At 42.8% G+C, this 26,067-nt stretch carries 23 protein-coding genes; 12 read left to right on the forward strand and 11 right to left on the reverse strand.

The window, feature by feature from the left end; translation table 11 throughout:
* On the forward strand, positions 1 to 388 hold a 388-nt coding region (locus JMX91_RS04965), incomplete at its 5' end, for a transposase (RefSeq protein WP_201547973.1).
* 424 nt (positions 389 to 812) lie between these two features.
* On the opposite strand, the gene JMX91_RS04970 is transcribed toward JMX91_RS04965, so the two are convergent.
* From JMX91_RS04970 to JMX91_RS04980, 3 genes are all read right to left on the reverse strand, one after another.
* Positions 813 to 2,237 carry an outer membrane protein transport protein gene (locus JMX91_RS04970; protein WP_201547974.1) on the reverse strand — a complete coding sequence of 475 codons (1,425 nt, stop codon included), beginning with the start codon at positions 2,235 to 2,237 and terminating at the stop codon, positions 813 to 815.
* A gap of 375 nt (positions 2,238 to 2,612) precedes the next feature.
* Positions 2,613 to 4,112, reverse strand: coding sequence for an outer membrane protein transport protein (locus JMX91_RS04975; RefSeq protein ID WP_201547975.1), 1,500 nt, complete (start codon positions 4,110 to 4,112; stop codon positions 2,613 to 2,615).
* A 219-nt stretch (positions 4,113 to 4,331) separates the two neighbouring features.
* Positions 4,332 to 4,589, reverse strand: a complete 258-nt coding sequence (locus tag JMX91_RS04980) for a SlyX family protein (RefSeq protein ID WP_201547976.1) — start codon at positions 4,587 to 4,589, stop codon at positions 4,332 to 4,334.
* Positions 4,590 to 4,820: 231 nt separating this feature from the next.
* Between JMX91_RS04980 and JMX91_RS04985 the strand changes: the two genes are divergently transcribed.
* The 6 genes from JMX91_RS04985 (at position 4,821) to JMX91_RS05010 (ending at position 11,191) form a co-directional block, all read left to right on the forward strand.
* Positions 4,821 to 6,764 carry an ATP-binding cassette domain-containing protein gene (locus tag JMX91_RS04985; RefSeq protein ID WP_201547977.1) on the forward strand — a complete coding sequence of 648 codons (1,944 nt, stop codon included), beginning with the start codon at positions 4,821 to 4,823 and terminating at the stop codon, positions 6,762 to 6,764.
* 521 nt (positions 6,765 to 7,285) lie between these two features.
* Positions 7,286 to 7,870, forward strand: coding sequence for a ubiquinol-cytochrome c reductase iron-sulfur subunit (gene petA, locus JMX91_RS04990; RefSeq protein WP_201547978.1), 585 nt, complete (start codon positions 7,286 to 7,288; stop codon positions 7,868 to 7,870).
* A 22-nt stretch (positions 7,871 to 7,892) separates the two neighbouring features.
* Positions 7,893 to 9,098, forward strand: coding sequence for a cytochrome b (locus JMX91_RS04995; RefSeq protein WP_201548053.1), 1,206 nt, complete (start codon positions 7,893 to 7,895; stop codon positions 9,096 to 9,098).
* Positions 9,098 to 9,811, forward strand: a complete 714-nt coding sequence (locus JMX91_RS05000; RefSeq protein ID WP_201547979.1) for a cytochrome c1 — start codon at positions 9,098 to 9,100, stop codon at positions 9,809 to 9,811. The genes JMX91_RS04995 and JMX91_RS05000 overlap by 1 nt, the downstream gene beginning before the upstream one ends.
* A 195-nt stretch (positions 9,812 to 10,006) precedes the next feature.
* Entirely contained in the window at positions 10,007 to 10,621 is a 615-nt protein-coding gene (locus JMX91_RS05005; RefSeq protein ID WP_201547980.1) for a glutathione S-transferase N-terminal domain-containing protein, read from the forward strand.
* A 132-nt stretch (positions 10,622 to 10,753) separates the two neighbouring features.
* A complete protein-coding gene (locus JMX91_RS05010) occupies positions 10,754 to 11,191 on the forward strand; it encodes a ClpXP protease specificity-enhancing factor (protein ID WP_102078541.1) in 438 nt (145 codons plus the stop codon).
* 149 nt (positions 11,192 to 11,340) lie between these two features.
* Here JMX91_RS05010 and dcd read toward each other — a convergent pair whose 3' ends face one another.
* The 7 genes from dcd to JMX91_RS13385 form a co-directional block, all read right to left on the reverse strand.
* Positions 11,341 to 11,916, reverse strand: a complete 576-nt coding sequence (dcd, locus tag JMX91_RS05015) for a dCTP deaminase (RefSeq protein ID WP_058024138.1) — start codon at positions 11,914 to 11,916, stop codon at positions 11,341 to 11,343.
* 160 nt (positions 11,917 to 12,076) lie between these two features.
* A complete protein-coding gene (apbC, locus tag JMX91_RS05020; protein ID WP_201547981.1) occupies positions 12,077 to 13,300 on the reverse strand; it encodes an iron-sulfur cluster carrier protein ApbC in 1,224 nt (407 codons plus the stop codon).
* Positions 13,301 to 13,496: 196 nt separating this feature from the next.
* Positions 13,497 to 14,297, reverse strand: a complete 801-nt coding sequence (locus JMX91_RS05025; protein ID WP_201547982.1) for a 3-hydroxybutyrate dehydrogenase — start codon at positions 14,295 to 14,297, stop codon at positions 13,497 to 13,499.
* A gap of 141 nt (positions 14,298 to 14,438) precedes the next feature.
* Entirely contained in the window at positions 14,439 to 15,068 is a 630-nt protein-coding gene (locus JMX91_RS05030) for a 3-oxoacid CoA-transferase subunit B (protein WP_201547983.1), read from the reverse strand.
* Between the two features lie 125 nt (positions 15,069 to 15,193).
* A complete protein-coding gene (locus JMX91_RS05035; RefSeq protein ID WP_201547984.1) occupies positions 15,194 to 15,907 on the reverse strand; it encodes a CoA transferase subunit A in 714 nt (237 codons plus the stop codon).
* Between the two features lie 267 nt (positions 15,908 to 16,174).
* On the reverse strand, positions 16,175 to 16,681 hold the full coding sequence (locus JMX91_RS13380) for a TIGR00366 family protein (RefSeq protein WP_265089163.1): 507 nt from the start codon (positions 16,679 to 16,681) through the stop codon (positions 16,175 to 16,177).
* A 26-nt stretch (positions 16,682 to 16,707) separates the two neighbouring features.
* A complete protein-coding gene (locus tag JMX91_RS13385) occupies positions 16,708 to 17,022 on the reverse strand; it encodes a TIGR00366 family protein (protein ID WP_265089164.1) in 315 nt (104 codons plus the stop codon).
* Between the two features lie 409 nt (positions 17,023 to 17,431).
* Here JMX91_RS13385 and JMX91_RS05045 point away from each other — a divergent pair, with 409 nt between their 5' ends.
* Positions 17,432 to 18,847, forward strand: coding sequence for a GntP family permease (locus JMX91_RS05045; RefSeq protein ID WP_201547985.1), 1,416 nt, complete (start codon positions 17,432 to 17,434; stop codon positions 18,845 to 18,847).
* A 449-nt stretch (positions 18,848 to 19,296) separates the two neighbouring features.
* Complete coding sequence (gene metG, locus JMX91_RS05050; RefSeq protein ID WP_201547986.1) at positions 19,297 to 21,396, forward strand: methionine--tRNA ligase; 2,100 nt, start codon at positions 19,297 to 19,299, stop codon at positions 21,394 to 21,396.
* A 112-nt stretch (positions 21,397 to 21,508) separates the two neighbouring features.
* Here the strand turns inward: metG and JMX91_RS05055 are convergent, their stop codons facing one another.
* Entirely contained in the window at positions 21,509 to 21,898 is a 390-nt protein-coding gene (locus JMX91_RS05055) for a hypothetical protein (protein ID WP_201547987.1), read from the reverse strand.
* A gap of 603 nt (positions 21,899 to 22,501) precedes the next feature.
* On the opposite strand from JMX91_RS05055, the gene JMX91_RS05060 reads away from it, so the two are divergent.
* From JMX91_RS05060 to JMX91_RS05070, 3 genes are all read left to right on the forward strand, one after another.
* Positions 22,502 to 23,551 carry an ABC transporter substrate-binding protein gene (locus tag JMX91_RS05060; protein ID WP_057759277.1) on the forward strand — a complete coding sequence of 350 codons (1,050 nt, stop codon included), beginning with the start codon at positions 22,502 to 22,504 and terminating at the stop codon, positions 23,549 to 23,551.
* 77 nt (positions 23,552 to 23,628) lie between these two features.
* Positions 23,629 to 24,669, forward strand: a complete 1,041-nt coding sequence (locus JMX91_RS05065; protein ID WP_057759276.1) for an ABC transporter substrate-binding protein — start codon at positions 23,629 to 23,631, stop codon at positions 24,667 to 24,669.
* Positions 24,670 to 25,110: 441 nt separating this feature from the next.
* The gene (locus tag JMX91_RS05070) at positions 25,111 to 26,010 is read left to right on the forward strand and encodes an ABC transporter permease (RefSeq protein ID WP_101204314.1); all 900 of its coding nucleotides are present in this window, start codon (positions 25,111 to 25,113) and stop codon (positions 26,008 to 26,010) included.
* Positions 26,011 to 26,067: the final 57 nt, after the last annotated feature.

A 26,067-nucleotide genomic window follows, 5' to 3' on the forward strand; every position in this document is an offset into this window, starting at 1 on the left:
TGATTTAAAGGCCATCTACGGCGCTGATACGCTTGAGATGGCAGAGGCCAATCTTGAGCACTTTGATGAGGTATGGGGCAAGGAGTATCCGCATGTCATCAAGTCTTGGCGTAATAACTGGGAGGGCCTCACGGTGTTCTTTGGTTACCCTAAAGACATCAGAAAAGTGATTTATACCACTAATGCTATTGAGTCGCTAAACAGCGTGATTCGGACGGCGGTGAATAAGCGTAAGGTGTTCCCCTCTGATCAGGCAGCATTCAAGGTGGTGTACTTAGCCACCCAGCAGGCATCCAAAAAGTGGTCGATGCCAATCCGTAACTGGACGTCTGCTCTGAATCGTTTTATGATTATGTTTGATGACCGTATCAGTAAGCATTTAATCTAAATGGCAGTTACACAGAATTCGGGATGGTCTCGATTATCCTAGCCTATTTATCCATCCATCCGATACCCATCCCTGAACAGTAGGCCTTTATTAATATAATTGTCCTTGTCTCTATTTAGCGCCGTACTTGGCTACCTGCTTATACATCGTTATACACCTCAAGTATGCTAAGTTATTAACAGCTTATTCGGTAAGGTATGAGTGCGTATAGGTTCTTAAATGGAAGGGTATTTGCTGTATATGGACACTAAACTAAACTAGGCAAATAAAATGTAGATATGCTATATAAATTAATACTATAAAGATTATCTTTGCTGTTGTACCTATATTTAAGCACTAATAATAGAATACTTAACAGAGAACCAGTAAAAAAAGCGACCCATCATAGGTCGCTTTTTTATTATTTAACAACTATATAGAAAGATTATTTCCCTTGATAAGAAAGCTTCACACCAGCGATATAACCATCATTGTCTTCAAAATCGGCAACGATTTTGCCTGTTGGTAATTGACCTTGGGCATCACCGAACCATAGGTATTTACCACCTACAGATACTGCCCAGTTTTCCGTGACATTATATTTGGCACCAAGACCAACACTATAGTAGCCTTCGACCGGGCCTAATGAAGTTACAGGGTTACCAGCACCACTATCCCAACCAACAGTACCACTTACTGCCAATGCTGGCGTTAAGCGTTTCGCTAAGCCTAGTTCCACTTGCCACTGGTCATCTTTATATTCCACCAAGTTTAATCCATCAGGACCATAACTGATTTTACTAGTGTCATTATAAAGTGGCGGCGTAATGACAAAGTCGCTCCACGGTACCCAGCGTACTTTTGCCGTTGCTAGTGTTGTAGGGTTGATACCTGTTTGGAAATCAAAGTTGACTGATTTAGGAGTAGTAATTTCGTATTTGCTGTTTCTATTTGCTGCTGCAGCCGCTTGTTCTGGAGTAGCTCCTGCTGCTGTAGCTCTAATAGCGACTAACGGATACGACTCAGATATTTGTATATCATGATCGATTTCAGAACGGTAAGTTAAAGCAGCTTTTAACGCAATTTCCGGCTTACTATAAGCAATACCTGCTATATAACCATAGTCCATATCAGGATTACTGTTTGACGTGTAACCGCTAGCAGGTCCATAAGCTAAACCGCGTAATTTTGTTTCAGACTGAGTACGCTGTGCAACTGGACCACCATAAATTTGGAAATTTTTGTTGGCACCAAATTTCATACCAAGAATACCCGTTAGGCTTTGGCTACGAACTTCTACATTAGTATTTTCGCCCGCGGTACCTGCTTCAGCTTGTGCTACTGCTACTGCTCCACGCAATCCATCTAACTGAGCCTGCTGTGCTGGAGTCAAAACACCCGCTGTTTCTCCTGCAGCCAGAGCACCAATTCCAGCCTGTGCCGCTGCAAGACTTGGGGCTGCGCCATTAGTAATAGAAGCAATAGAAGCGTCGACATCTCCTTGTGAGACAAAGTTACTTTGAGTATATTCAGCAGCTGCGCCGAAAGGCTCGTCGTATAGAATACCTACACTAAAAGTATCGTTAATGTCTGCTTTTACGCCATAGCGGAAGAAATCGTAAGACTCAGCAATATCACCTGTCTTATCACCACGTACATAATCACTTTGAGAAGGGTTAGTGTTAGCACTATCATAACCACTTACATCAGCATCAATATAAGTATAGACGGCTTCTGCATAGGTACCATCTTGAAAGAAAGCAGTGACATCTTGGCCTGAACGATCGAGACCAGCAGCATTAGTCATGCTAGCGACAGAGAGAGTAGCGATTGCTACTGCAAGGGTTTTCAAGTGAAAGGTAGTGCGCATTGTGTATCTCCAACGGTCCTTGTTGTATTACTACTTTGATAATCAATATATAGCATTGCTGCGCTTCACATTGAAAGTGTCAAAGTCGTGTCCTAAGTTGAATACTAATAGCTTTTTGACACTAAAACAACAATTAAAGTGCTTTATTTCTTGATTATGACTGAACAGTACAAATAAGATATAAATCAAACAATGTCGTTTACTTCTACTTTTAAATGTGAATTTTCTAAAAATATATACGTCCACAAGATAATTTTTTCGGGATAAAACTGACTCACCATGACTACAATACTGCCTATAAAAAAAGCGACCCTTTTAAGGATCGCTTTTTTATCAATAACATTTAAAACATTTACTATATAACTAAGCTGTAAATTACTGAGCTTGGTAAGAAACTTTTACCCCAAGTACAAATCCATCATTACTTTCAAAGTCACTCACAATAGCTTTCGTTGGGATTTGGCCTTTAGCATCACCAAACCATAGATATTTACCACCAGCAGATACGGCCCAGTTCTCAGTAACATTATACTTTGCACCAAGTCCAGCACTGTAGTAGCCTTCGATAGGACCCAATGAAGTTACAGGGTTGCCAGCACCACTATCCCAACCGACAGTACCACTTACTGCCAATGCTGGCGCTAAGCGTTTGGCCAGACCTAACTCTACTTGCCATTGGTCATCGTCATAGCTGACTAAAGATAAACCTTTATCATCATTAGTTGCTTGCTTGCTCACTTCATTATAAAGTGGTGGAACGATTGCAAAATCACTCCATGGTACCCAGCGTACTTTGGCAGTCGCTAAGGTTGTAGGGTTAATACCAGTTTGGAAATCGAAGTTAACTGATTTAGGTGTAGTAATATCTAGCGTATTACCTTGATTCGCTTCACCACCTAAAGCTGCTACTACTGGATATATCTCATCGATATTCGAGCTGTGGTCAATTTCAGAACGATAGGTCAAAGCCGCCTTTAGAGCAATTTCAGGTTTACTATAAGATATACCAGCGATATAGCCATAGTCGGTATCAGGACTAATATGAGCGGTATAGCCTGTAGCAGCACTATAGGCACTACCACGAAGACTTACATCAGCTTTGATACGCTGAACAACAGGACCACCGTACACCTGAAATTCTTTGTTTTGACCAAACTTAGCACCTAGGATACCTGTGATGCTTTCGCTACGGACTTCAACATTTGTGCCTTCATCATTCGCAAGGCGACCATCCGCAAAGCCTTCTAATTGCTCAAGTTGATTTAACTGTGCTTGACCTTCTGCTAGCTGCGTTTCGCCAGCGGCGATACCTGCTAAACCAGCATTAATCTGTGGACGCAGTGCAGGCTCAAGTGCTGGGTTTTGATTAACAGCTGCTTGGGCTTGTCTTACTTGCTCTCTAACTGCATTTAAACGAGTTTCAGCAGCAGTTAACTGGTTTTGAGTACCTTCAACTAAACCTTTCAACTCTTCTACATTATTAACGCCTAATCCACCTAGACGCGATGCAATAATATTATTAACAGCATCAGTTGGTGCGCCTACAAAGTTATTATTTCCAGTGTAATCGGCTGCTGCACCGAAAGGCTCATCATATAGGATACCAACACTAAACGTATCGTTGATATCTGTTTTTACGCCATAACGGAAAAAATCATAAGACTCTGCGATGTCATCGATCTTATTACCTGAGGTATCTTTACCAGTAACATCAGCATCGATATAAGTGTAGACAGCTTCTGCATACGTGCCGTCTTGTAGGAATGCGGTGATATCTTGGCCTGAGCGATCAAGGCCAGCAGCACTAGCGACGCTAGCAAAAGAAAGAGTAGCAACAGCTACTGCAAGAGTTTTTAAATGAAAGGTGTGGCGCATTTTATATCTCCAAACATCCGCATTGTTTTACTGTTTTACCTAATTTTCATAGATAAGCAGTATCCGAGGTGGAAGATAGTAAAGATTTTTTAACACTAAAACAACTATAAAAACACATTATTTCTATGTTATGACCACATAGTCATCAGAGAGTATCTATATATAAAAGTGCGTATATATTTTCTACTATTAAAGGCTTTTCTTTTCAAATCTTACTTATCAATAATGTGGTGGTCTGTCTGCCATTACATCGAACGGTGCAATACCACTTTCCGTATCTTGACCTTCAATTTGTTTATAAATCAGCTGTAGTTGACGTTGCAACGTATGAATATCTCTGTCTTGTCGCGTAATTACGTCATCCAGTCGTTCGACGGTCACTTCAAGATGCGCGAGGCTCATTTGCAGATCGACTACTTGGGCTTGCAAATCATTTTGAATATCAGAAGTATCGTCTGTAGTTTTAGATTGGTTCATATTTTTCTCTAAATTATAGTAAGTATTAAATTGAAAGAATGGATTGTTGAGAGGTACTGTAGATTAGTGATAAATCTACAAACATAGTCATGGAATAGGAGCAGTTAGTAAAAGCAATAAATACTACTGATAAAACTATTTACTCCCACTACAGTGACGCGGTGGCATGTTATACTGCAGGCAATTTTGCAACAACCCCTACCTCACTATTATATAAGCTTAAGATACTCTATGGCACTGATTCATTTAAAAGACATTCACTTAGCCTTTGGCGTCGCGCCTGTTCTTGATGGTATTGATTTTTCTATTAATACAGGCGAGCGTGTGTGCTTGATTGGCCGCAACGGCGAAGGTAAATCTACTTTGTTTAAACTGATCAATGGCTCATTGCAGCCTGACAGTGGCGAGATTATTACCAACAGTAGCATGCGTGTAGCGATGCTAGAGCAAGATGTTCCCGAGACCAGCGGTCGCATATTAGACATCGTTATGGGCGGCAGTCGTCGCACAGCTGATTTGCTCATTAACTATAATAAGCAAGTCGATATGTGCGCGAATGGCGATATGGATGCTTGTGAGCATATGGCGACCCTACAGCATGATATCGACGCGGTACATGGTTGGGACTTAGAACGCGATGCCATGCGTCTGATTACGACCATGGGCCTTAATCCAGAAGATGACTTATCATCCCTATCTGGTGGTCGTAAACGCCGCGTGTTACTTGCTCGGGCGCTAGTTACTAAGCCTGATGTACTACTACTAGATGAGCCAACCAACCATTTGGATGTTGAAAGTATCGAATGGTTAGAGCGCTTTTTGCTGGATTGGCAAGGTCTGACGTTGTTGTTCGTGACTCATGATAGAGCATTCGTAAATAAGCTATCGACTCGCATTATTGAGCTTGACCGTGGCCAATTGACCAGCTATGACGTGACGCAAGGCGAAGGTGGTTACGCGCGCTATCAAGAACTAAAAGAGCTACAGTTACAGGCTGAAGAAAAAAACAATGCCAACTTTGATAAAAAACTGGCACAAGAAGAAGTTTGGATTCGCCAAGGTATCAAAGCACGTCGCACCCGTAATGAGGGCCGTGTACGTGAACTAAAAGCCTTACGTGAAGAGCGTAGCGAGCGCCGTGAGCAAGTGGGCAATGTAAACATTACCATGGGTCAAGGCGAGAAAAGCGGTAAGCTTGTCTGTAAAGTTAAAAACTTACATCTTGAATATGACGGTAACGTGCTAGTAGATGACTTTACGACTACTATTATGCGTGGCGATAAGATTGGTATTGTCGGCCCTAACGGTGCGGGTAAAACGACGCTTATTAAAGCCCTACTCGATATGTCTGATGACGAAGTGACTAAGTCTGGTAGCGTCGAATTAGGTACTAATCTGAAAATTGCATTCTTCGATCAGTTGCGTGATCAGTTAGACCTTGAAGCGAGCGTTGCACAGAATGTTTCAGAAGGCTCTGACTTTGTCGAAGTTGGCGGCCGTAAGACGCATATTATGAGCTACTTACAAGATTTCTTATTTGCCCCAGAGCGTGCACGTACGCCTGTCAAAGCCTTGTCAGGTGGTGAGCGTAACCGTGTATTACTGGCCAAGCAGTTATTAAAACCTGCCAACATTTTGGTACTTGATGAGCCAACCAACGACTTGGACATGGCGACACTTGAGCTATTAGAAGAGTCAGTCGCTAGCTTTGGTGGTACGATTTTGCTGATCAGTCATGATCGCTCATTTATGGATAACGTGGTTACCTCTACTTGGGTATTTGGCGAAGATGAAGATGGCAAAGGAGTGGTCAGCGAATATGTTGGTGGCTACCAAGAATATCTGGTGCAAAAAACTCGCGAAGAGGCAGCACGTGCCGCAAAAGCACCTGCCAATAATGCGGTCAGCAAAAAAGTGGCAAACAAATCTGGCGCAGATACCAAGCCTAAAAAAGTAGCCAAAAAGCTGAACTACAATGAGCAGCGTGAACTGGATAACTTACCAAAAGAAATCGCCGCACTCGAAGCCGAACAAACTCAGCTACAAGAAAAGCTGGCTGATGGCTCTTGGTTTAATACCGATTTTGATGCAGCGACAGCCGCAAGTGAGCGGTTATTGACAATCGAAGATGAAATGATGAATAAGCTTGAGCGTTGGAGCGAGCTTGAAGGCTAGTATTGGCAACTCTTTAACTAAGCTTATTGGAATATCGCACATGTACTGTGTATTGCGTATTTCGATAAACAAGTTTCTGATAGTCTGACAAAACCTTATTAATCATTATGAAAACATCACTACTTTATTATATAGAGTGGTGATATTTGTTTTACAGCAACTTACAAAGTAGTTAGATGGTGAAAGTTAGTGAACATTACCTTAATTTCAAGTATCATTCGCTATTGCTGAAAATCCTTATTATTTATAAGGTCATCACATCATAATCCTTGTTAAAGCAAAGTTAGCGTTAAACGTTGATAATCCAACTGTTTTAGTTTGATTGTCATATTCAACCTTCTAATATGTCCTATTGAGGTTGCTTTATTTTTAACGCAATAATTTATTTTATCACCGAAATAGCTTAGAATAGCAACAATTAGCAAAATTAGGCACAGCTAAAGTGGCTTGATATTGTATATTTTCTAAGCCACAAACCCAGTGTGGGATAATCCCATTTCATTCACCTGGAGGAAGTATTAATGAGCCAAGCCGAAGGCGTTAATGTACAACGCCGTAGAGTTCTTATTGCCTCAACTGCCGCGATTGGTGCAGCTGGGGTAGCTGCCGTGGCGACACCTTTTGTCCGTTCTTGGTACCCAAGCGCTAAAGCTGAGGCTGCAGGGGCTGCAGTAACCCAAGATATCGGTGCTATCGAAGCAGGACAAATGATCGTCGTCAAATATCGTGGTAAGCCTATCTATGTGGTTAAACGCACAGAAGATATGTTATCGACTTTAGAATCTGTAAAACCTTTGCTGTCTGATCCAGATTCTGAAGCATCATTACAACCTGAATATTGCAAAAATACAGAACGCTCTATCTCACCAGATGTTTTGGTGGTTGAAGGTGTTTGTACACATCTGGGCTGTGCACCAAACTATCGCCCTGATGTTGGCGCAGCCGATCTGGGTGGTAATGACTGGTTCGGCGGATTTTTCTGCCCCTGTCATGGTTCTAAGTATGATTTAGCAGGACGTGTCTTTAGTGGCGTTCCAGCACCGCTGAATCTACCCATCCCAGAATATGGTATGGATGGTACCATCTTGACGGTTGGGGAGGCTTAATATGAGTATTGGTAAGAAATTGATGCATTGGGTGGACGCGCGTTTTCCAGCGACTGAAACCTATGAATACCATATGTCAAAGTACTACGCACCAAAGAACTTTAACTTTTGGTACTTTTTTGGCGTGCTATCAATGATTGTACTGGTCAACCAATTGGTGACTGGTATATGGCTGACGATGATGTACAACCCAAGTGCCGAAGGGGCATTTGCGTCTGTTGAATATATTATGCGTGACGTAAAAGGTGGCTGGCTCATCCGCTATATGCACTCGACTGGGGCCTCTGCCTTCTTCGTTGTTGTCTATCTGCATATGTTCCGAGCCTTACTATACGGTTCATACCAAAAACCTCGTGAGCTTATCTGGCTCATCGGTATGGGTATTTATCTAGCATTGATGGCAGAAGGCTTCTTTGGATACTTGCTACCTTGGGGTAACATGTCATTCTGGGGTGCTCAGGTTATTTTGAACTTACCTGCGGCATTACCTGTTATTGGTGATGGCCTTGCTGAATGGGTACGTGGTGACTATATCATCTCTGGTATTACTCTAAACCGTTTCTTTGCTCTACACGTTGTTGCTATTCCGCTAGTCCTAGTGGGCTTAGTATTTATGCATATTGTGGCGTTGCACCATGTGGGTTCGAACAACCCTGATGGTATCGACATCAAAAAGCTAAAAGACAAAAATGGTGTGCCTTTAGACGGTATCGAATTCCATCCGTACTACACTGTGCATGACATGGTTGGTATCGTAGTATTCTTTATCTGTTTCTTTGCAGTGGTATTCTTCTTCCCAGAAGGCGGCGGTTTCTTCCTTGAACCACCAAACTTTGAGACAGCGAACTCACTGAAAACACCAGCACATATTGCACCAGTATGGTACTACACGCCTTTCTACGCCATCTTGCGTGCTGTTCCTGATAAGCTTGGTGGTGTTATCGCAATGGGTGCTGCAATTGCCGTATTGTTCCTAATGCCTTGGCTTGACAGATCGCCTGTACGCTCAATACGCTACAAAGGTATCTTGTCTAAGATTGCCCTTACTATATTTGCCATTAGCTTTATCGTACTTGGCTATTTAGGTGCGACACCTGCAACGCCAACTGCGACTATTATGGCTCGTGTATTCACGATTCTATATTTCTTGTTCTTCTTACTGATGCCGTTCTACACTGCCATTGAGAAGTGTAAACAGCCACCAGAACGCGTTACCGGAGGTCACTAATGAGCACGCTAATGAAATCCCTAGCTGGTCTAGGCTTAGGCGCGGCATTAACCTTGACTGCTGGTACGGCAATGGCTTCAGGCAGTGGCTGCGGTACATTCACCAATGCAGATGGCGTTGATGAACACCTGGCTTGTAGTACAGCTCCTATTGATTTTACCAATAAGGGCTCACTACAAAACGGCGCGAAGATCTTTATGAACTACTGTGCTGGGTGTCACTCAGCCAAGTACGTTCGTCACTCACGCATTGCCAAAGATTTAGAAATACCGCCTGAGTTGGTTGAAAAGTATTTGATGGTTACTACCGATCAAATCGGTGACCACATTACTGCTGAAATCGATCCTGAGATTCAAGCGTCTTGGTTTGGCGCAGCACCTCCTGATTTATCACTTGAGACACGTCTACGTGGCGACGACTGGGTATATACTTATCTACTGTCGTTCTATGAAGATCCAAGCCGTCCTTGGGGCGCGAACAACTTGGTACTGGCCAATGCAGCGATGCCTCACGTCTTGCATAACATGCAAGAAGAGTTGAGCCAAGAAGAGTTTGAATCTGAAGTCGGTGACTTGGTTAACTTTATGGCGTGGATGGGTGAACCTGCTCGCCACGACCGTCAAGTAATTGGTTTCTTTGTCATTCTATTCTTATTAGTACTGCTCATCCCAGTTTACTTATTGAATAAAGAATTCTGGAAAGATGTCAAATAAGTCATAGTTAACAGACCGTTCTGAGAATTAAAAAAGGCACTACTCCGGTAGTGCTTTTTTGTGCCTTGATATAGAGTATAAATACTAGATAATCCGGAAAATAATTCGCTCAGTCCTAATGTTTACGTACACTACCTTGATAAACGTTGCGAGTTTGTTTACGATGACAGCCTTCACTATTAACATTAGGCTTTCATGATTGATGCGAATGACATTCCAAGTAGTCAGCTAATTTTGTATGCTGATGACGGCTACGACAGTCATGTGGTACGCCTATTACTTGAAGAAAAAAAACTAGATTACTATTTGTCTCGCTTACATTCTGAGCGCCCTGAAGATTTGACTGAGCTAAACCCTTATCATACCTTGCCTGTATTACAGCAGCGTGAGATTGCGCTTTATGAGATTAACGTCATTTTTGAATATCTTGAAGAGCGTTATCACACAAACAAACTGCTCCCTGAGACACCGCAAGAACGTGCACAGTTTCGCCAATTGGCTTGGCGCATTCAGCGTGATTGGTTAGTACTTGGCAAGCGCTTGTTGACACATCCAGATAGCTTTAATAAAGCACAGGCTGCCATTGCCAAAAAACAGCTCAGTGATTCGTTAATTACTCTGTCACCGCTGTTCGCTCATAAGCCTTATTTTATGGCTGATGAATTTGGTTGGTGTGACGTGTTGTTAGCACCACTATTATGGCGATTAGATGAGATGGGTATTGAGCTGCCACGTGCAATCAGCCGTCCATTATTTGAATACCAGACGAGAGTGTTTGAGCGCAGTAGCTTCCAAAAAAGTGTGCGTTGATTAGACAAGTATCAAAAGCTGTCCTAAAATAAAGTATAAATAAGATAGACGTTAATTAGCATTTGTCATTTGATAAATCGTTGAACGAGATATTTTTCATTATTAATAATTATTAGTATAGGAAATCATTAGATGAGCGAAACCACCTCTATTACACCTACCCGCCCTTATATGGTACGCGCGCTATATCAATGGATAGAAGACAACGCTCTGACACCATACTTGATGGTCGATGCTACCGCTGACAACGTACAAATACCAACCGAGCATGTGCAAGATGGTCGTATCGTATTAAATATCGCTAGCCGTGCTACTGGTAACATGAGTATGGAAAATGACTATATTCATTTTAGCGCGCGCTTCGGCGGCGTATCACAAGAAATCTGGGTACCGCTTACTGCGGTGATGGGTATCTATGCTAAAGAGAACTCGCAAGGGATGTTTTTTGATCCAAAAGAATATGATAACTATCAGCCAGAAGACGACTCAGCACCAATGTCTAACAACAGTCCTGCCAAAGCACCTAAACCAAAGCGTGATAATAAAGCAGGTTTAAAGGTCTTAAAGTAGAAAGTCTTGAAATAAATAGAACCTTAGACCAGTTCTATTTAACACAATAAAAAAGCTAGCCATATTTAATATGACTAGCTTTTTTATTAACTATTTAAAGGCTTATTAACTTTCTATAACTGATAAGCTTTTAAACGTACGCTTACTGATTAGGTTCTTGGCAGTGTCACGCCGCGCTGACCTTGGTATTTACCACCACGATCTTTATAACTCGTCTCACAGACATCATCAGCATCGCTTTGGAAAAACAGCATTTGCGCTACGCCTTCACCAGCATAGATACGGGCTGGCAGGTTGGTCGTATTACTAAACTCTAAAGTGACGTGCCCTTCCCACTCAGGCTCAAGCGGCGTTACGTTGACAATAATACCGCAGCGCGCGTAAGTTGACTTACCTAGGCAGATAGTCAATACATCACGCGGAATACGGAAATACTCCATAGTACGGGCTAAAGCAAACGAATTAGGTGGAATGATGCACTCATCACCAACGATATCGATAAAGCTTTTATCATCGAAGTTTTTAGGATCAACGACCACTGAATGTACGTTGGTAAAAACTTTAAATTCAGGAGCACAGCGCACATCATAACCGTAGCTTGAGGTGCCGTAGCTAACCAAACGCTCGCCTGCATCATTAAAGCGTACTTGACCCGGCTCGTATGGCTCAATCATGCCGTGCTCTTCGGCCATTTTACGAATCCAGCGGTCAGACTTGATAGACATTGTTGTTCCTTAGCAAATATTTAATAGCGGTTATGATAACAGTATTTTGATAGCGACGATTATACGGAATTGATGGCTGAATTTATAGCGTGATGGCTGTTTTATCATACATTGGTTTTAGACTAGCTAAGCAACCAGCACCCTATTTAATCATTAGACACTAGAAAATCCGCTTATCATCGACAGGCTTTGCGAATTTATTGATATTGGTTTCGATGTTTTTGGCAATATCTAGGTAATATCGTGCAAACTCATCATCAGCCAATACACTTGGCACACCCTTATCAACTTGTGCACGAATGCCACTGGCAAGTGGTAGCTGACCCAATAGCGGTACCTGATATTGCTCAGCGATAAACTCACCGCCACCCGTACCAAAGATCGCTTCGGTGTGATTACAGTTGCTACAAGTGTGTAGCGCCATGTTTTCAACCACGCCAAGCACAGGAATGTTGGTTTTGTTAAACATTTCAACGCCTTTTTGCGCATCAAGCAGTGCAACATGCTGCGGTGTCGTGACAATAACAGCACCCGTGACTGGAATACGCTGCGCCAATGTCAGCTGTATATCACCTGTACCTGGCGGCATATCAATCATTAGATAGTCCAGCTGCGGCCAGTTGGTTTGATTATATAGCTGCATCAATGCACCCGTGGCTTTTGGTCCACGCCATGCAACCGGCGTATTATCTCCATCGAGCAAACTACCGATAGAGAGCATTGCCATACCATGCGCATCAACTGGCACGAACTGCTCGTTTTCCAGTTGCGGCTTCACATCGGCAACGCCTAGCATGGTTGGCATACTAGGGCCATAGATATCGGCATCCAGTACACCAACACGATTGCCCAGCTTCTGTAATGCTAGTGCGATGTTTACAGTCGTCGTTGATTTGCCAACACCGCCCTTACCTGATGCTACGACAATAATATGACGGATACGAGGATGCGCTGCCAATGAAGCTTGGGTAGGTGCAGCTTTTGTAATCGGTGGCTCAGCGTTAGTGTTACTAGTATTGTTATTAGCGCCAGATGAAGGCTGGGATTCCATCGCATTGGTTGTCTTTGGCATCTGCTTTGGTAAGCTTGAACCTGAACCCTTTTCTGGCGCAGGCAGACGCACATTCATATGAATCGTAGTAATACCATGTGGATGTAGCAACTGGCCAAGCTCCTGTTGGATAACTTCAGGATTGCTGTCTTTCGGCAAACGCAGGTCTAAGGTAAGTGCTTCGCCATCACGCTCAAGTCCTGTAACCATCGTGGCAATACTGACGGCACCTATCTCATATCCAAGTAGGACTTTGTCGACGGCACTATCACGCTCTGCCTGCTGCTGAGGCGTTTCGGTTTTTGTGGTTTTTTTCTTCATAAAGTTAAACATAGCTACTATTATGGCCTATACAAGTGGGTAGATCTGGCAAATCGCTCAAGTCATCTCATTGCGTATCTCACAACCGATAGCGTTGATGAGTATATTAGCCAAACCTTCTATCGTGACAGTGTAGCTGAATTGGACGTATAAAAAAACCACAACGCCAGTAGGTCTGACGTTGTGGTATATTCAAATTGTATATATATTAATTCATAAACCAACCATGACTGGCCACGATAGATTGTCCAGTGAATACATTGGTTGGGAAAGCCGCCAAAAATAGTGCCAATTGGGCAATGTCTTCCACCGTGGTAAATTCTTTATCTACTGTGTTCACCAGCATAATATCGTTGATCACTGACTCTTCACTGATGCCCTTTTCAGCTGCTTGCTCGGGGATTTGTTTTTCTACCAAAGGTGTTTTAACAAAGCCTGGACAAATTACATGCGAGCGTACCTTATGCGCTGCACCTTCTTTGGCCAGTACACGGCACAGTCCTAGTAGTCCGTGCTTCGCGGTCACATAAGGGGCTTTATATAATGAGGCCTCATGCGAGTGCGCAGAACCCATATAAATAATTGTGCCGCCCTTATCACCTTTATACATGTGCTTAATCGCGGCTTTAGTGGTCAAAAAAGCGCCATCTAAGTGGATGTTCAGCATTTTTTTCCAATCGCTAAATGCCATTTTATCAATAGGGTCGATGATCTGAATACCAGCATTAGAAACTAAAATATCAATACTACCAAAAGTATCAACTAGCTGTTGCACACCATCGTTTACCGCATCTTCTGAGGTAACATCCATAGCAATCGCCAGAGCACGTCCACCAGCAGCTTCAATAGCATCAACGGTTTTTTGTGCCGCTTCGAGATTGATATCAGCGATACCAACCGCTGCACCTGCTTTTGCATAAATTTCAGCGATGTCACGTCCTATACCACTTGCAGAGCCAGTGACCAATGCTACTTTGCCTGTCAAATCTTGTTCTAATTGGGTCGCCATACATATTCCTTATCATGGTCTAAAATATTATTAGTTTTTATAAAATTGAACTGAACAAATACGCCACTATAGTCATAGTGGCGTATTTATTTGCGGGAGAAAACATATTAATCTTAGGATAGTCACTTTACTGTACAAAGTTTACTGAATAATACTTACTGGCGTTTTTTCTTGTAGCTCGTCAAAGCTCACACCATCTGCTAATTCAACCAGTTTTAGGCCATTATCAGTAACATCTAATACGGCAAGTTCAGTAATGATACGATCAACCACGCCTTTACCCGTCAATGGTAGCTCACAGTTTGCCAAAATTTTTGGATCGCCGTGCTTATTAACTTGCTCCATCAATACAATCACACGCTGTACGCCTGCAACCAAATCCATCGCGCCGCCCATGCCTTTGACCATTTTTTTGGGAATCATCCAGTTGGCAAGGTCGCCTTTTTCTGAGACTTCCATTGCACCCAATATTGCCAAGTTGACATGACCACCACGAATCATTGAAAAAGACTCTGAGCTACTAAAATAACTGGCCCCTGCTTCTGCGGTCACCGTTTGCTTGCCCGCGTTAATCAAGTCCGCATCGACGTTTTCTGCTGTAGGGAACTCACCAATACCTAGCAAGCCATTCTCTGATTGTAGCCATACGTCTACGCCTTCAGGAATGTAGTTGGCGACCAACGTTGGTAGACCGATGCCTAGGTTCACATAGTAGCCATCTTGTAGCTCTTTTGCAGCGCGTTGCGCCATTTGCTCTCTTGTCCATGCCATGCTGATTTCCTTATTTTTTGCGATATTCTATTTTTATTCATCTGAATCGTTAGTTATCTAAACAATTAGCTATCTAAGTTATTATCAATCTAAAAACTGACGATAATTTTCAACCATGATTTTATCTAAGCGCCTTCTAGCGCTTTAGTCGTGGTTTTTTCGATACGTTTTTCAGGGCTAGCATTCAATACAATACGTTGAACAAAAATACCTGGTAGATGCACTTCATCCGGATCAAATGTGCCCGTTTCGACAATTTCTTCGACTTCGACGATAGTGATTTTTCCAGCCATTGCACAGTCTGGGTTGAAATTACGAGCGGTTTTATTAAATATCAAGTTGCCCGCTTTATCGGCCTTTTGTGCTTTGATGAGTGCTACATCCGCGCGTAATGAATGCTCTAACACATAAGTACGACCATCAAAATCACGTGTCTCTTTACCTTCGGCAACCAAGGTGCCCACGCCAGTTGCTGTGTAAAACGCAGGAATACCAGCACCGCCTGAGCGTAGCTTTTCGGCCAAGGTGCCTTGCGGGGTTAGCTCAACTTCTAACTCGCCTGCCAAGTACTGGCGCTCAAACTCTTTGTTTTCGCCCACGTACGATGAAATCATTTTCTTGATTTGGCGGGTCTGTAGTAGCAGACCAAGTCCGAAGTCATCGACGCCAGCGTTGTTGCTGATACAGGTCAGCTCTTTAACGCCACTATCACGTAGTGCTTCGATCAATGCTTCAGGAATGCCGCATAGACCAAAACCACCGATAGCGAGTGTTTGCCCGTCACTAACGACGCCTTTTAGCGCTTCTTCGGCACTGTTATATACTTTTGATTGACTCATGCTTGTCTCCTATGACTGTTATTTATATTTTTAATCCGTGCATATATTAGGACATGCCCTAATGCTGAATTAAATATCTCAATTATCCGTTTGATTGTTGCTTTTAATAAAACCTAACAGCAAAAACTCATTATGCTTGTTTTTCTTTTGCGCGTTATAACGCCATATAGTCAATTCAATTTAAAAATAGTACAAGGCAACCGAGTGTAGATGTATATCTAATACTTCAAGCGAGGTTAACGCAGTAATATTTTTACAGTGGAATGACTATACCAATAGCCAAAACACACTCATGATAATGGCACCCGATACTGCCAGTACTATTAGGCAGTAGCCCATGATAGCGCGTGCATCCAAACCTGCGATACCCAATAATGGCAAGGCCCAAAACGGCTGAATCATGTTGGTCCACGCATCACCCCACGCAATCGCCATCGCAGTAATGGCTGGACTAACACCTAGCTCAATACCAGCAGGAATCATAACAGGACCCTGTACTGCAAACTGTCCACCGCCCGACGGTACAAAGACATTGACCAAGCCAGCACTTAAAAATGCAAAAATCGGAAAACTGTCGGCAGAAGCTGAATTGACAAAAAACTCGGTCACTTGCGTACTAATAGAGATACCATCCGCATTTTCTCCCGTCATAATGCCCATGATGCCGCCGTAGAACGGGAACAATAGCACAATACCCGTGATGCCACCTATCCCTGAGTGTACGGCACGATAATAACGCTCTAGCGTGCCATGCGATAGCAAACCTATGAACAAGAATAGCCCAATGACGATGTTTAGCCCTAGGTTAAAACCGTTACTACCAAACTCGCTAATGGAGAGTGGACTCTACTAGCAAGATTGTCCAATAAGCGCTGAATAAATGGAGCGCTAGCAAATGCATAACCTGTCACTAAGACCAACGCCATTTGCATGGCAAAGCTATGCAGTGACCATAGTCCGTTGCCCCAGTGCCCTGCCATAGCAATCATGTTTTGGCCAGTAGTAGCCAGTCCTACAGCAAACGCGATAAGGGTCAAAACGATCGAAAATACGAATGGGGATGGTAGATAGCGATTGACTAACTGCACGCTCATATTAGTGATGGCACTAAACATATTCACATTCCTTGTAAATTTAATGTTTGGTTTTAAGAATTGTTATTAGCGCCTTGTTGAACGCTTATCAGATTTGAGTGCGGTTATTGCCACCACATCTGATATAGGGCAAGCATTATATTTTATATTGGTATTCATAACAATACATTCTATCTCGCTATATCATGCGTGAAACACTTGTGCTAACTTAACATATTATTTTCGTAGCGACTAGAAAATAACCATCAGCGCATGTGAGTCAAGGCTGTGCAGGAGTTAAATTGTCGAGATATTAATGCTTAGCAGTCTATAAATCTAGATTTATGTTTGATAAAACAGACGGAATAGGCTTATTTTGATTAATTTTATTGACCTACATCGACAAGCACGGCATACTCGCTGCCTTATTTTTTTGCCAAGGAGGGCCGTCATGTTTAGTACACTTGCTATTGTCATTACCCTATTATTACTCATGTTCTTTGCTTATCGCGGTTATTCTGTGCTGATCCTAGCACCGATTATGGCGACACTAGCAGTCTTACTGTCAGGTGACTTCTTAAGCACCATTCCCGCTTATACCGATGTCTTTATGGGCGCGTTAAGTGGATTCTTACTTAAATTCTTCCCGATATTCTTGCTAGGCGCACTATTTGGACGCCTAATGGCAGACTCTGGCGCAGCAACTGCCATTGCCAATACGGTCGTCGAAAAACTCGGTGCTAGCAAAGCCATCCTTGCGGTGATTTTGGTCTGTGCTATTTTGACCTATGGCGGCGTATCGTTGTTCGTTGTGGCTTTTGCTATCTATCCAATCGCCAAAGACTTGTTTAGAGCAGCAGATATTCCAAAGCGTTTGATTCCAGCAGCGATTGCCCTAGGGTCATTTACGTTTACGATGACTGCACTGCCAGGCACGCCAGCTATCCAGAACGCTATTCCAATTCCTTACTACAACACCAACGTATTTGCCGCGCCTATTTTGGGCATCATCGGTGGTACGATCATGTTTGTCTGTGGTTGGATGTGGCTTCAGTCACGCGCCAGAAAAGCCAATGCAGCAGGCGAAGGTTATGGTCAGCATGACGAAGAAGATGTAGGCGGCGTTGGCGCAACGGCAAAAGAAGCTGAGGTATTAAACACTCATCATACTTCTTTTACCATTGCGATGATTCCACTTGTATTGGTCATTGGCCTAAACGCTATATTGACCTATATGGTTTTCCCATCGATAGATTTCAGCAGTCTACAAACTCAGTTCCCAGACTTAAATGTCGCAGGCTCGCTTGGGTTATGGTCAATTATTATCTCGTTGGTCGTGGCTTGTGTGGTGTTAATTCTGCTGCGTATCGGACATTGGAATAATCTACAAAAAACCATTAACCGTGGTACTTATGATTCTATGTTGCCGATTTTTAATACCGCATCAGAAGTGGGTTACGGTGCAGTTATCGCGTCGCTCGCAGGCTTCCTTATCATTCGTGATAGCATTTTAAACCTTACCCCTGACAACCCTCTGATCTCAGAAGCCGTCGCGATGACCACGCTTGCTGGTATCACAGGCTCATCGTCTGGCGGTTTGAGTATTGCGCTGTCGACATTAGGTGAAGACTATCTAAGAATGGCCGTCAATGCGGGTATCGACCCTGAGCTGATGCACCGCGTAGCCGTTATGGCGGCAGGTGGTCTTGATACGCTTCCACACAGTGGCGCGGTCATCACCTTGCTAGCGATTTGTGGTTTGACCCATAAGCAGTCTTATTTGAACTTGGCGATGGTTACGATGGTTATTCCATTGGTCGCTGTGGTTGCTGTTATTATCTTAGGGACGATGTTTGGTTCATTCTAAGGTAGATTATCGCTTAGCCATTTATTATGACTAACCACTGGTATCTAAACGAATAATAGATAAATAAAAAACCCACTCGGCATACTGCTTGGTGGGTTTTTTCATGGTCGATTGATAACCATTCTATAACTATCAGATTTAATGTAAGGCTATTGTTTATGGTTAATAAATGCCTGCCAAATGAGAAGTAATTACCGTCGATTGATAACTACTCTATAACTATCAAATACGATGCAAGGCTATTGTTTGTGGTTAATAAATGCCTGCCAAATGAGAAGTAATTACCAAGGAATATCACAAATTTATTTGATTTACGGTATCATAGGCACACTTTTTGAATTTTTATTATTTTTAGAAGTTTTTAGCATTAACGATGTCGCATCGATGAGCGATGAACCGCTTGAGATGTTCGATAACTAACCCGTTTATATAAAAATATAGGTGATTTTGTGCGTGAGATTCTAGTAACCAGTGCGCTGCCCTACGCCAATGGCTATATCCATTTGGGGCATCTTGTAGAGTATATTCAAACTGACATTTGGGTACGTGCGATGAAAGCGCAAGGTCACCAGGTCACCTATGTCTGCGCGGATGATGCACACGGTACGGCAATCATGCTCAAAGCAGAAGCCAATGGCGTCACGCCAGAGGAGCAAATTGCTTCAGTGAAAGCGTCACACGAAGCAGATTTTTCAAAATTCCTAATCAACTTTGATAATTACCACAGCACCCATTCAGAAGAAAACAAACAGTTCTCTGAGCTGATTTATCGTCGTCTCAATAATGCTGGTCATATCAGCACAAAAGATGTCGAGCAGTTATTTGATCCTGAAAAACAATTATTTCTAGCCGATCGCTTTGTCAAAGGTACTTGTCCAGAATGTGATTCACCAGATCAGTACGGCGATAACTGTGAAGTATGTGGCACCACTTACGATGCAACTGATCTAAAAGACCCGCATTCGACACTGTCTAATGCAACGCCAGTGCTCAAAACCTCTAAGCATTATTTCTTTGATTTGCCAGAGTTTGAGCAGTTCTTACAGGACTGGACGCGCAGTGACAACCGTCTACAAACATCAGTCGCTAACAAACTTCAAGAATGGTTTGAGGCAGGACTTGCCAGCTGGGATATCTCACGTGATGCACCCTACTTTGGCTTCCAAATTCCAGATACCCCAAGCGATGAGCCAGACAAATACTTTTACGTATGGCTAGATGCGCCAGTTGGCTATATGGCAAGCTTTAAGAACCTATGTGATAAGCGTGCAGGCACAGACCAAGCACTTGATTTTGACCGTTATTGGGCACAAGAAAACGAGCATAAAACCGAAGTCTATCACTTCATTGGCAAAGACATCGTTTACTTCCATGCCTTGTTTTGGCCAGCCATGCTAGCTGGTAGTGAGCTGCGCACGCCAACTGGTGTCTTTGCCCATGGTTTCTTGATGGTCAATGGCGAAAAAATGAGTAAGTCACGCGGTACTTTTATCAAGGCCGAGACGTATGCTGAGCACTTACATCCTGAATACCTGCGTTATTATTTCGCCAGCAAACTGTCTGATAAAGTTGAAGACATCAACTTAGATTTAGAAGACTTTATGCAAAAGGTCAACTCTGACTTGGTTGGTAAAGTCGTCAATATCGCCAGTCGTAGTGCAGGGTTCTTGGTTAAGAAGTACGACGGTATGCTATCAGAAGTTTGCGTCGAGTCAGAGCTATTAGAAGACATCACCAAAACGGGTGATGAGATTGCTGCTGCTTATGAGAATCGTGAATTCTCGCGTGCTATGCGCCTAATCATGCAATGTGCGGACAAAGCTAACGAATATATCGATGCCAAAAAACCATGGTCACTAGCGAAATTGGAGGGTACTGAGCAAGAAGTTCAAGACGTCTGCTCGGTCGCTATCAATATTTTCCGTCAATTGATGGTCTATCTTGCGCCAGTATTACCTGAGCTGACTAATAATGCCAAAGAGTTTTTGAACCTTGATGATTTAAGTTTTGCCAGTCGTAATGAGTGGTTACTAGGTCATAAAATCAATAAGTTCAAACCACTCATGCAACGTATCGAAGAAAAAGATATTGAAGCAATGGTAGAGGATTCTAAAGCATCATTAACTCAAGCAGACGCTCCTGCTGTGCCTGACAATAGCGAGCCTGTCGCAAAAGACAAAACACCTGCAACAGACGCTAATGTGGATGCTGAACAAACTGACTATATTGGTATCGAAGACTTTGCCAAAGTCGAGATGAAAGTCGCACACGTCTTAGAGTGTAACCATGTAGAAGGTGCTGATAAGTTACTACAGTTCACGCTAGATGTTGGCGAAGATAAGCCACGCAACGTGTTTAGTGGTATTCGTAAGTTCTATGAGCCTGAGCAATTGATTAATAAGAAAGTCATTTGCGTGACCAACCTTGCCCCGCGCAAGATGAAATTTGGCGTATCAGAAGGCATGGTATTGTCAACTGGCGAGCCAAAGACAGGCTTAACTGTCGTTACCTTGCCAGATGCTTGTGTTGTTGGTGACGTACTGGCATAACGGTTATTTTTAGAAATAAAAAATAAAAAAGATGCCCTAAGCGGCATCTTTTTTTATGGTTGATTTTTCAAATGACTAAAAACCAAGCCTTGTATTTATCTGCTCAAAATACTTATCTACTCAAAATATCGATAATCTGCAACGTGTCATTAATCACAGTCACAATGTTATTTTCTGGCGTACGAATACGAACGTAACGGTCATCATAACGATCTAAAACGACAGAGCGGTCATAATCTCTTCTATCAATCTTGCCGACTACTCTATAACCGTATCTATCAAGATCACGCTTAAATGAGGCGTTTGGGCTTGCATTTCGATAAGCGTTAATACTTGGGTGGGCATTGCCACTATGTTTATAGTTTTTACTGACATGGGCAGAGTTACCTTTGCTATTACCGTGCCCGTTTCCATGACCATCTTTTGCTATAGCAGGCAATCCAATCAAAGAAGTGGCTGTTATACTAACGATGGTTAATAATTTAAGATTAGCAGTATTCATAATATTATCCTTAAAATAGTCATTCGAAAAAGTTAGATAAGTTATAGCACTATTTCATATCCACTATGGCAGCACAGTGTCATCAAAATGACTGGATTATCCTTAGGCTTATCATGTTTCTCGTATGAAAATTAGCTTACGTTAATTATAAAGTGAGTACGTAATAGATGCGTTGCTAGGATGTAAGCCTTTTGCATATGGTTTGAGCAAACAAAAGTACCCTAGTGGCATCCTTTATATTTAAATCTACATAAAAGCTTCAATGCATCACGCGTCTTGATAAGATAAAAAGAAGTGATGATTTTTTTATTATCCATCACCATGACCGCTACACATTAATTTCTTATTGCGATAACTTACATTACTGTCATAATATGAACATAATAATCGATGGAACGATTACTTTATTTAATTGTTAGCCTGCTATCTCAGCATCAACATAGCATTGACTTGGCTAATCTGCATTCTTCAATATCATGGCAAAAAACCAAAGTACACCAAACAGATGAGTAAAATGACTACTATATAAATTAGTAGGCTCAGTCAGTCTGGCCGTATTTACTTAGTTTTTGCGATTGATATAACCTATGAGTTAACCTAATAATGACTATCGCTTCTACTCTACGCTTAAGCCTATATGGCGTTGCTCTTAGTGCCATTAGCACACTTGGACTAATCGGCTGCTCAAACTCCTCTACCGAGACCGCAGCGACTGCTGAAAATAGCACGGCTACAGACAAACCTGCCAAATCAATTGCCATTACTCAAATCGTTGAGCATCCATCATTAGATGATATGCGCCGCGGTATTATTGATGAGTTGGCTGATAACGGTTATGTCGAAGGTCAAAACCTAACTGTTAACTTTCAAAGTGCGCAAGGAAACACAGCGACCGCAGGACAGATTGCCAAGCAATTTGCAGGAGACAATCCTGATGCGATCGTAGCAATCTCAACACCTTCTGCGCAGTCAGTGGTAGCCGCGACCACCACTATCCCTATTATCTACACTGCTGTGTCAGATCCGCTAGGTGCCAAACTCATCACAGCAGATGGCAAGCCTTTTCAAAGCAATTTGACTGGACTATCAAGCCAACTACCGCTAGAGCCGCAGTTGGATTTGTTACAGCAGATAAAACCTGACTTAAAGACCATCGGTTATGTCTATAGCCCAGGTGAGGCAAACTCAGTATCATTGCGTGAGAACCTAAAACAAGCTTTGCCAGCAAGAGGTCTGTCCCTATTAGACATTCCTGCCAACCGTCCAACGGATATCGGTATGGCGACGCGCAGTTTGCAAGGACGTGCAGATATCATCTATACCTCATTTGACAACAATGTTGCCTCTGCCTTTGAGGCCATGACCCAAGCAGCAAATGAGCTAAAGTTACCGATTATCGCGTCTGATGAATTCAGTGTAAAACGCGGTGCGACTGCTGCGCTTGGTGTTAATGACTATGATTTTGGTCGTACCACTGGCAAGATGGTATATCGCGTATTAAACGGCGAAGCGGTCAATACTATCAAACCTGAAGTCATGAATGATCTGACTTTATATGTCAGTCCTAAGCACGCCAAAACACAAGGTGTCAGCTTGTCAGCAGAGTTACTAAAAAACGCCATCAATGTTGATATTGATGCCGAAACCAAATAAAAAGTAGTAAGCTATCTATTAGCTTGTCAATTATTTATGTAGTGTACGGACACACTATTATTTTAGGAGTAAGACCCATGTTGTCTCAAAATCGTTTTGGTCGTTTTAATTTTGGTAAGGCTTTATTATTAGGCGGTGTATGTACTGCTATCTTGACTGGTTGTAACCAATCAGCGCAAGATGATGGCTCCACGGATGCTGCCGCTACCGGTGATTCAGCGACAGCTATGAAGACCGTTGCGATTACCGCTATCGTCGAACATCCAGCGCTTGATGATGTACGTAAAGGTGTCATTGACGAGTTAAACGAAGCGGGATTTAAAGACGGTGAAAACTTAACCGTTAACTTCCAAAGCGCGCAAGGAAACACTGCTACTGCTGGTCAGATTGCCAAGCAATTTGTCGCTGATGCACCAGATGTTATCGTCGCTATCGCAACACCGTCTGCGCAGTCTGTTGCCGCTTCTACTAGCAGCATTCCATTGGTATTCTCAGCAGTTACTGACCCAGTAGCAGCAAAACTGGTACCTAAGCTAGATGGCTCTGGCACCAACGTTACAGGCGCATCAGACGCCCTACCATATGAGCCACAGATTGATTTGATGCGTCAAATCATTCCATCATTAAAGAACGTCGGTTATGTCTATAGCCCAGGTGAAGTCAACTCAACGATTATCTTAAAAAATCTAAAAGAGAAGCTAACACCACTAGGTATCAATGTACTAGAAGCGCCTGCACAGCGTAGTAACGACATCGCGATGGCAGCGCGTAGTCTCGAAGGTAAGGTCGATATGATCTACACGTCAACTGACAACAACGTGGTATCAGCGTACGAGTCACTTTATCAAATCGCCAAACAAAGTAAGATTCCTCTAATTGCCTCAGACACTAGCTCAGTTGAGCGCGGTGCTGTTGCTGCTCTAGGCGTGAACTACTATGAGCTTGGCCGTGAAACTGGTAAAATTGTCGTACGTATCTTAAACGGTGAAAAAGCAGGCGCTATCCCTGTTTACACTCCACAAGCCCTTGATCTATACGTCAGTCCAAAACATGCTAAAGAAGAAGGCATTACGTTGCCACAAGCGGTTATCGATAAAGCTAAAGAAGTGGTAGAATAACGCACCTTTGTATTTGTCTCACAATAGCAGGTATAAATAGGAAAGCGACACGAATTAATACTTTGTTGTATACCTTAAATATATGGCTAATGATTAAACAAGAAACCCAGCTATGAGTTATTAGGCTGGGCTTCTTGTCTAAACAGAGTCTTTTTTGCAAGCGTGTTTAATAGTGCTGTATTTGTCTGGCCATTTATCTGATACTTGTTAAGTAGAGGATAGGTTTATGGCTTACATTGCAGTGCATTGAACCATCGCTTCAAACCAAGGTAGCTTATGATCGTTGTTAATCGTGATATGTTTTGGTTTACCCTAACCGCAGATTGCTTAATCTGTTAAATTCACCGCTTAGCTGTTTAGCAGGTAGATGATTTTGGCAATTGCCATTTACTTATCTTGGTACCATACGCTAGACACTTGGTTATGACTTACTGATCTCTTATGTCTTTAATTGCTTTTTTTGGTGCGCTTGAAAGTGGTCTGATTTATGGCCTAGTAGCACTCGGTGTGCTTATCTCATTTCGTACGCTCGACTTTCCAGATTTAACCGCTGACGGTAGTTTTCCGTTGGGCGGTGCAGTCGCTGGTATTTCTATCATCGCTGGTATCAACCCATGGTTGGCCTGTGCTTTTGGGATGTTAGCAGGTTCAGTCGCTGGTATCGTCACTGCGTGGTTGCATGTCAAACTTGGCATCTTGCAGCTGCTTGCCAGTATTTTGGTCATGGTTGCCTTATATTCTGTCAACCTACGCATCATGGGCGCGCCAAACCTACCCTTGCTTGGCGAAACCACAGTGTTTAGCACCCTGGTGACCGATGGTAATGGTTATTGGATGCGCTGCCTGATTATCGGTGTCGTCGTCGCAGCTGCTATGTTATTTTTGAACTGGTTCTATAGCACCGAGACAGGTCTGTCGATGCGCGCTACTGGCTCAAACCTAAGAATGGCACAGGCGCAAGGTATCAATACCTCGTGGATGACTATCATCGGTATGGCGATTTCTAACGGTTTGATTGCCTTAGCGGGAGCACTATTTGTCCAGACTCAGGGTGGCGCAGACATCTCAATTGGTATCGGTACAATCGTCATTGGTCTAGCAGCGGTCATCATCGGTGAGACCATCATTCCTGCCAAGCGTATTTGGCTGATCACCTTTGCCGTTGTTGTCGGCGCGGTATTGTACAAACTGTTTATTCAGGTCGCACTATCAAGCGATACGCTACGTAGTATCGGCTTTGGTCCACAGGATTTGAACTTGATTACTGCACTGCTCGTGGTACTAGCCTTGGTATTGCCAAAAGCGAAAACCAAGTTTTTATCACGCAAGGTTCGCGCCTAATGACAGTCAAAGCAGGTATTTATAACACTTGCTTCGCTTGAAGAGACAATAAGGAAT

It is taken from the genome of Psychrobacter sp. Pi2-1, from assembly GCF_904846645.1.
Lineage (GTDB): Bacteria > Pseudomonadota > Gammaproteobacteria > Pseudomonadales > Moraxellaceae > Psychrobacter.

Bases quoted from the DNA above. Each gene is read 5' to 3' on its own strand.
- dcd (WP_058024138.1), bottom strand. From the start codon at position 11,916: ATGTCTATCAAGTCTGACCGCTGGATTCGTAAAATGGCCGAAGAGCAC.
- JMX91_RS05035 (WP_201547984.1), bottom strand. From the start codon at position 15,907: ATGAGTCAATCAAAAGTATATAACAGTGCCGAAGAAGCGCTAAAAGGC.
- JMX91_RS05070 (WP_101204314.1), top strand. From the start codon at position 25,111: ATGTCTTTAATTGCTTTTTTTGGTGCGCTTGAAAGTGGTCTGATTTAT.
- JMX91_RS04975 (WP_201547975.1), bottom strand. From the start codon at position 4,112: ATGCGCCACACCTTTCATTTAAAAACTCTTGCAGTAGCTGTTGCTACT.
- JMX91_RS05025 (WP_201547982.1), bottom strand. From the start codon at position 14,297: ATGGCGACCCAATTAGAACAAGATTTGACAGGCAAAGTAGCATTGGTC.
- JMX91_RS04985 (WP_201547977.1), top strand. From the start codon at position 4,821: ATGGCACTGATTCATTTAAAAGACATTCACTTAGCCTTTGGCGTCGCG.
- JMX91_RS05030 (WP_201547983.1), bottom strand. From the start codon at position 15,068: ATGGCATGGACAAGAGAGCAAATGGCGCAACGCGCTGCAAAAGAGCTA.
- JMX91_RS04970 (WP_201547974.1), bottom strand. From the start codon at position 2,237: ATGCGCACTACCTTTCACTTGAAAACCCTTGCAGTAGCAATCGCTACT.
- JMX91_RS05010 (WP_102078541.1), top strand. From the start codon at position 10,754: ATGAGCGAAACCACCTCTATTACACCTACCCGCCCTTATATGGTACGC.
- JMX91_RS13385 (WP_265089164.1), bottom strand. From the start codon at position 17,022: ATGTTTAGTGCCATCACTAATATGAGCGTGCAGTTAGTCAATCGCTAT.
- petA (WP_201547978.1), top strand. From the start codon at position 7,286: ATGAGCCAAGCCGAAGGCGTTAATGTACAACGCCGTAGAGTTCTTATT.
- JMX91_RS05060 (WP_057759277.1), top strand. From the start codon at position 22,502: ATGACTATCGCTTCTACTCTACGCTTAAGCCTATATGGCGTTGCTCTT.
- JMX91_RS04980 (WP_201547976.1), bottom strand. From the start codon at position 4,589: ATGAACCAATCTAAAACTACAGACGATACTTCTGATATTCAAAATGAT.
- apbC (WP_201547981.1), bottom strand. From the start codon at position 13,300: ATGTTTAACTTTATGAAGAAAAAAACCACAAAAACCGAAACGCCTCAG.
- JMX91_RS05055 (WP_201547987.1), bottom strand. From the start codon at position 21,898: ATGAATACTGCTAATCTTAAATTATTAACCATCGTTAGTATAACAGCC.
- JMX91_RS05000 (WP_201547979.1), top strand. From the start codon at position 9,098: ATGAGCACGCTAATGAAATCCCTAGCTGGTCTAGGCTTAGGCGCGGCA.
- JMX91_RS05045 (WP_201547985.1), top strand. From the start codon at position 17,432: ATGTTTAGTACACTTGCTATTGTCATTACCCTATTATTACTCATGTTC.
- JMX91_RS04995 (WP_201548053.1), top strand. From the start codon at position 7,893: ATGCATTGGGTGGACGCGCGTTTTCCAGCGACTGAAACCTATGAATAC.
- JMX91_RS05065 (WP_057759276.1), top strand. From the start codon at position 23,629: ATGTTGTCTCAAAATCGTTTTGGTCGTTTTAATTTTGGTAAGGCTTTA.
- JMX91_RS05005 (WP_201547980.1), top strand. From the start codon at position 10,007: ATGATTGATGCGAATGACATTCCAAGTAGTCAGCTAATTTTGTATGCT.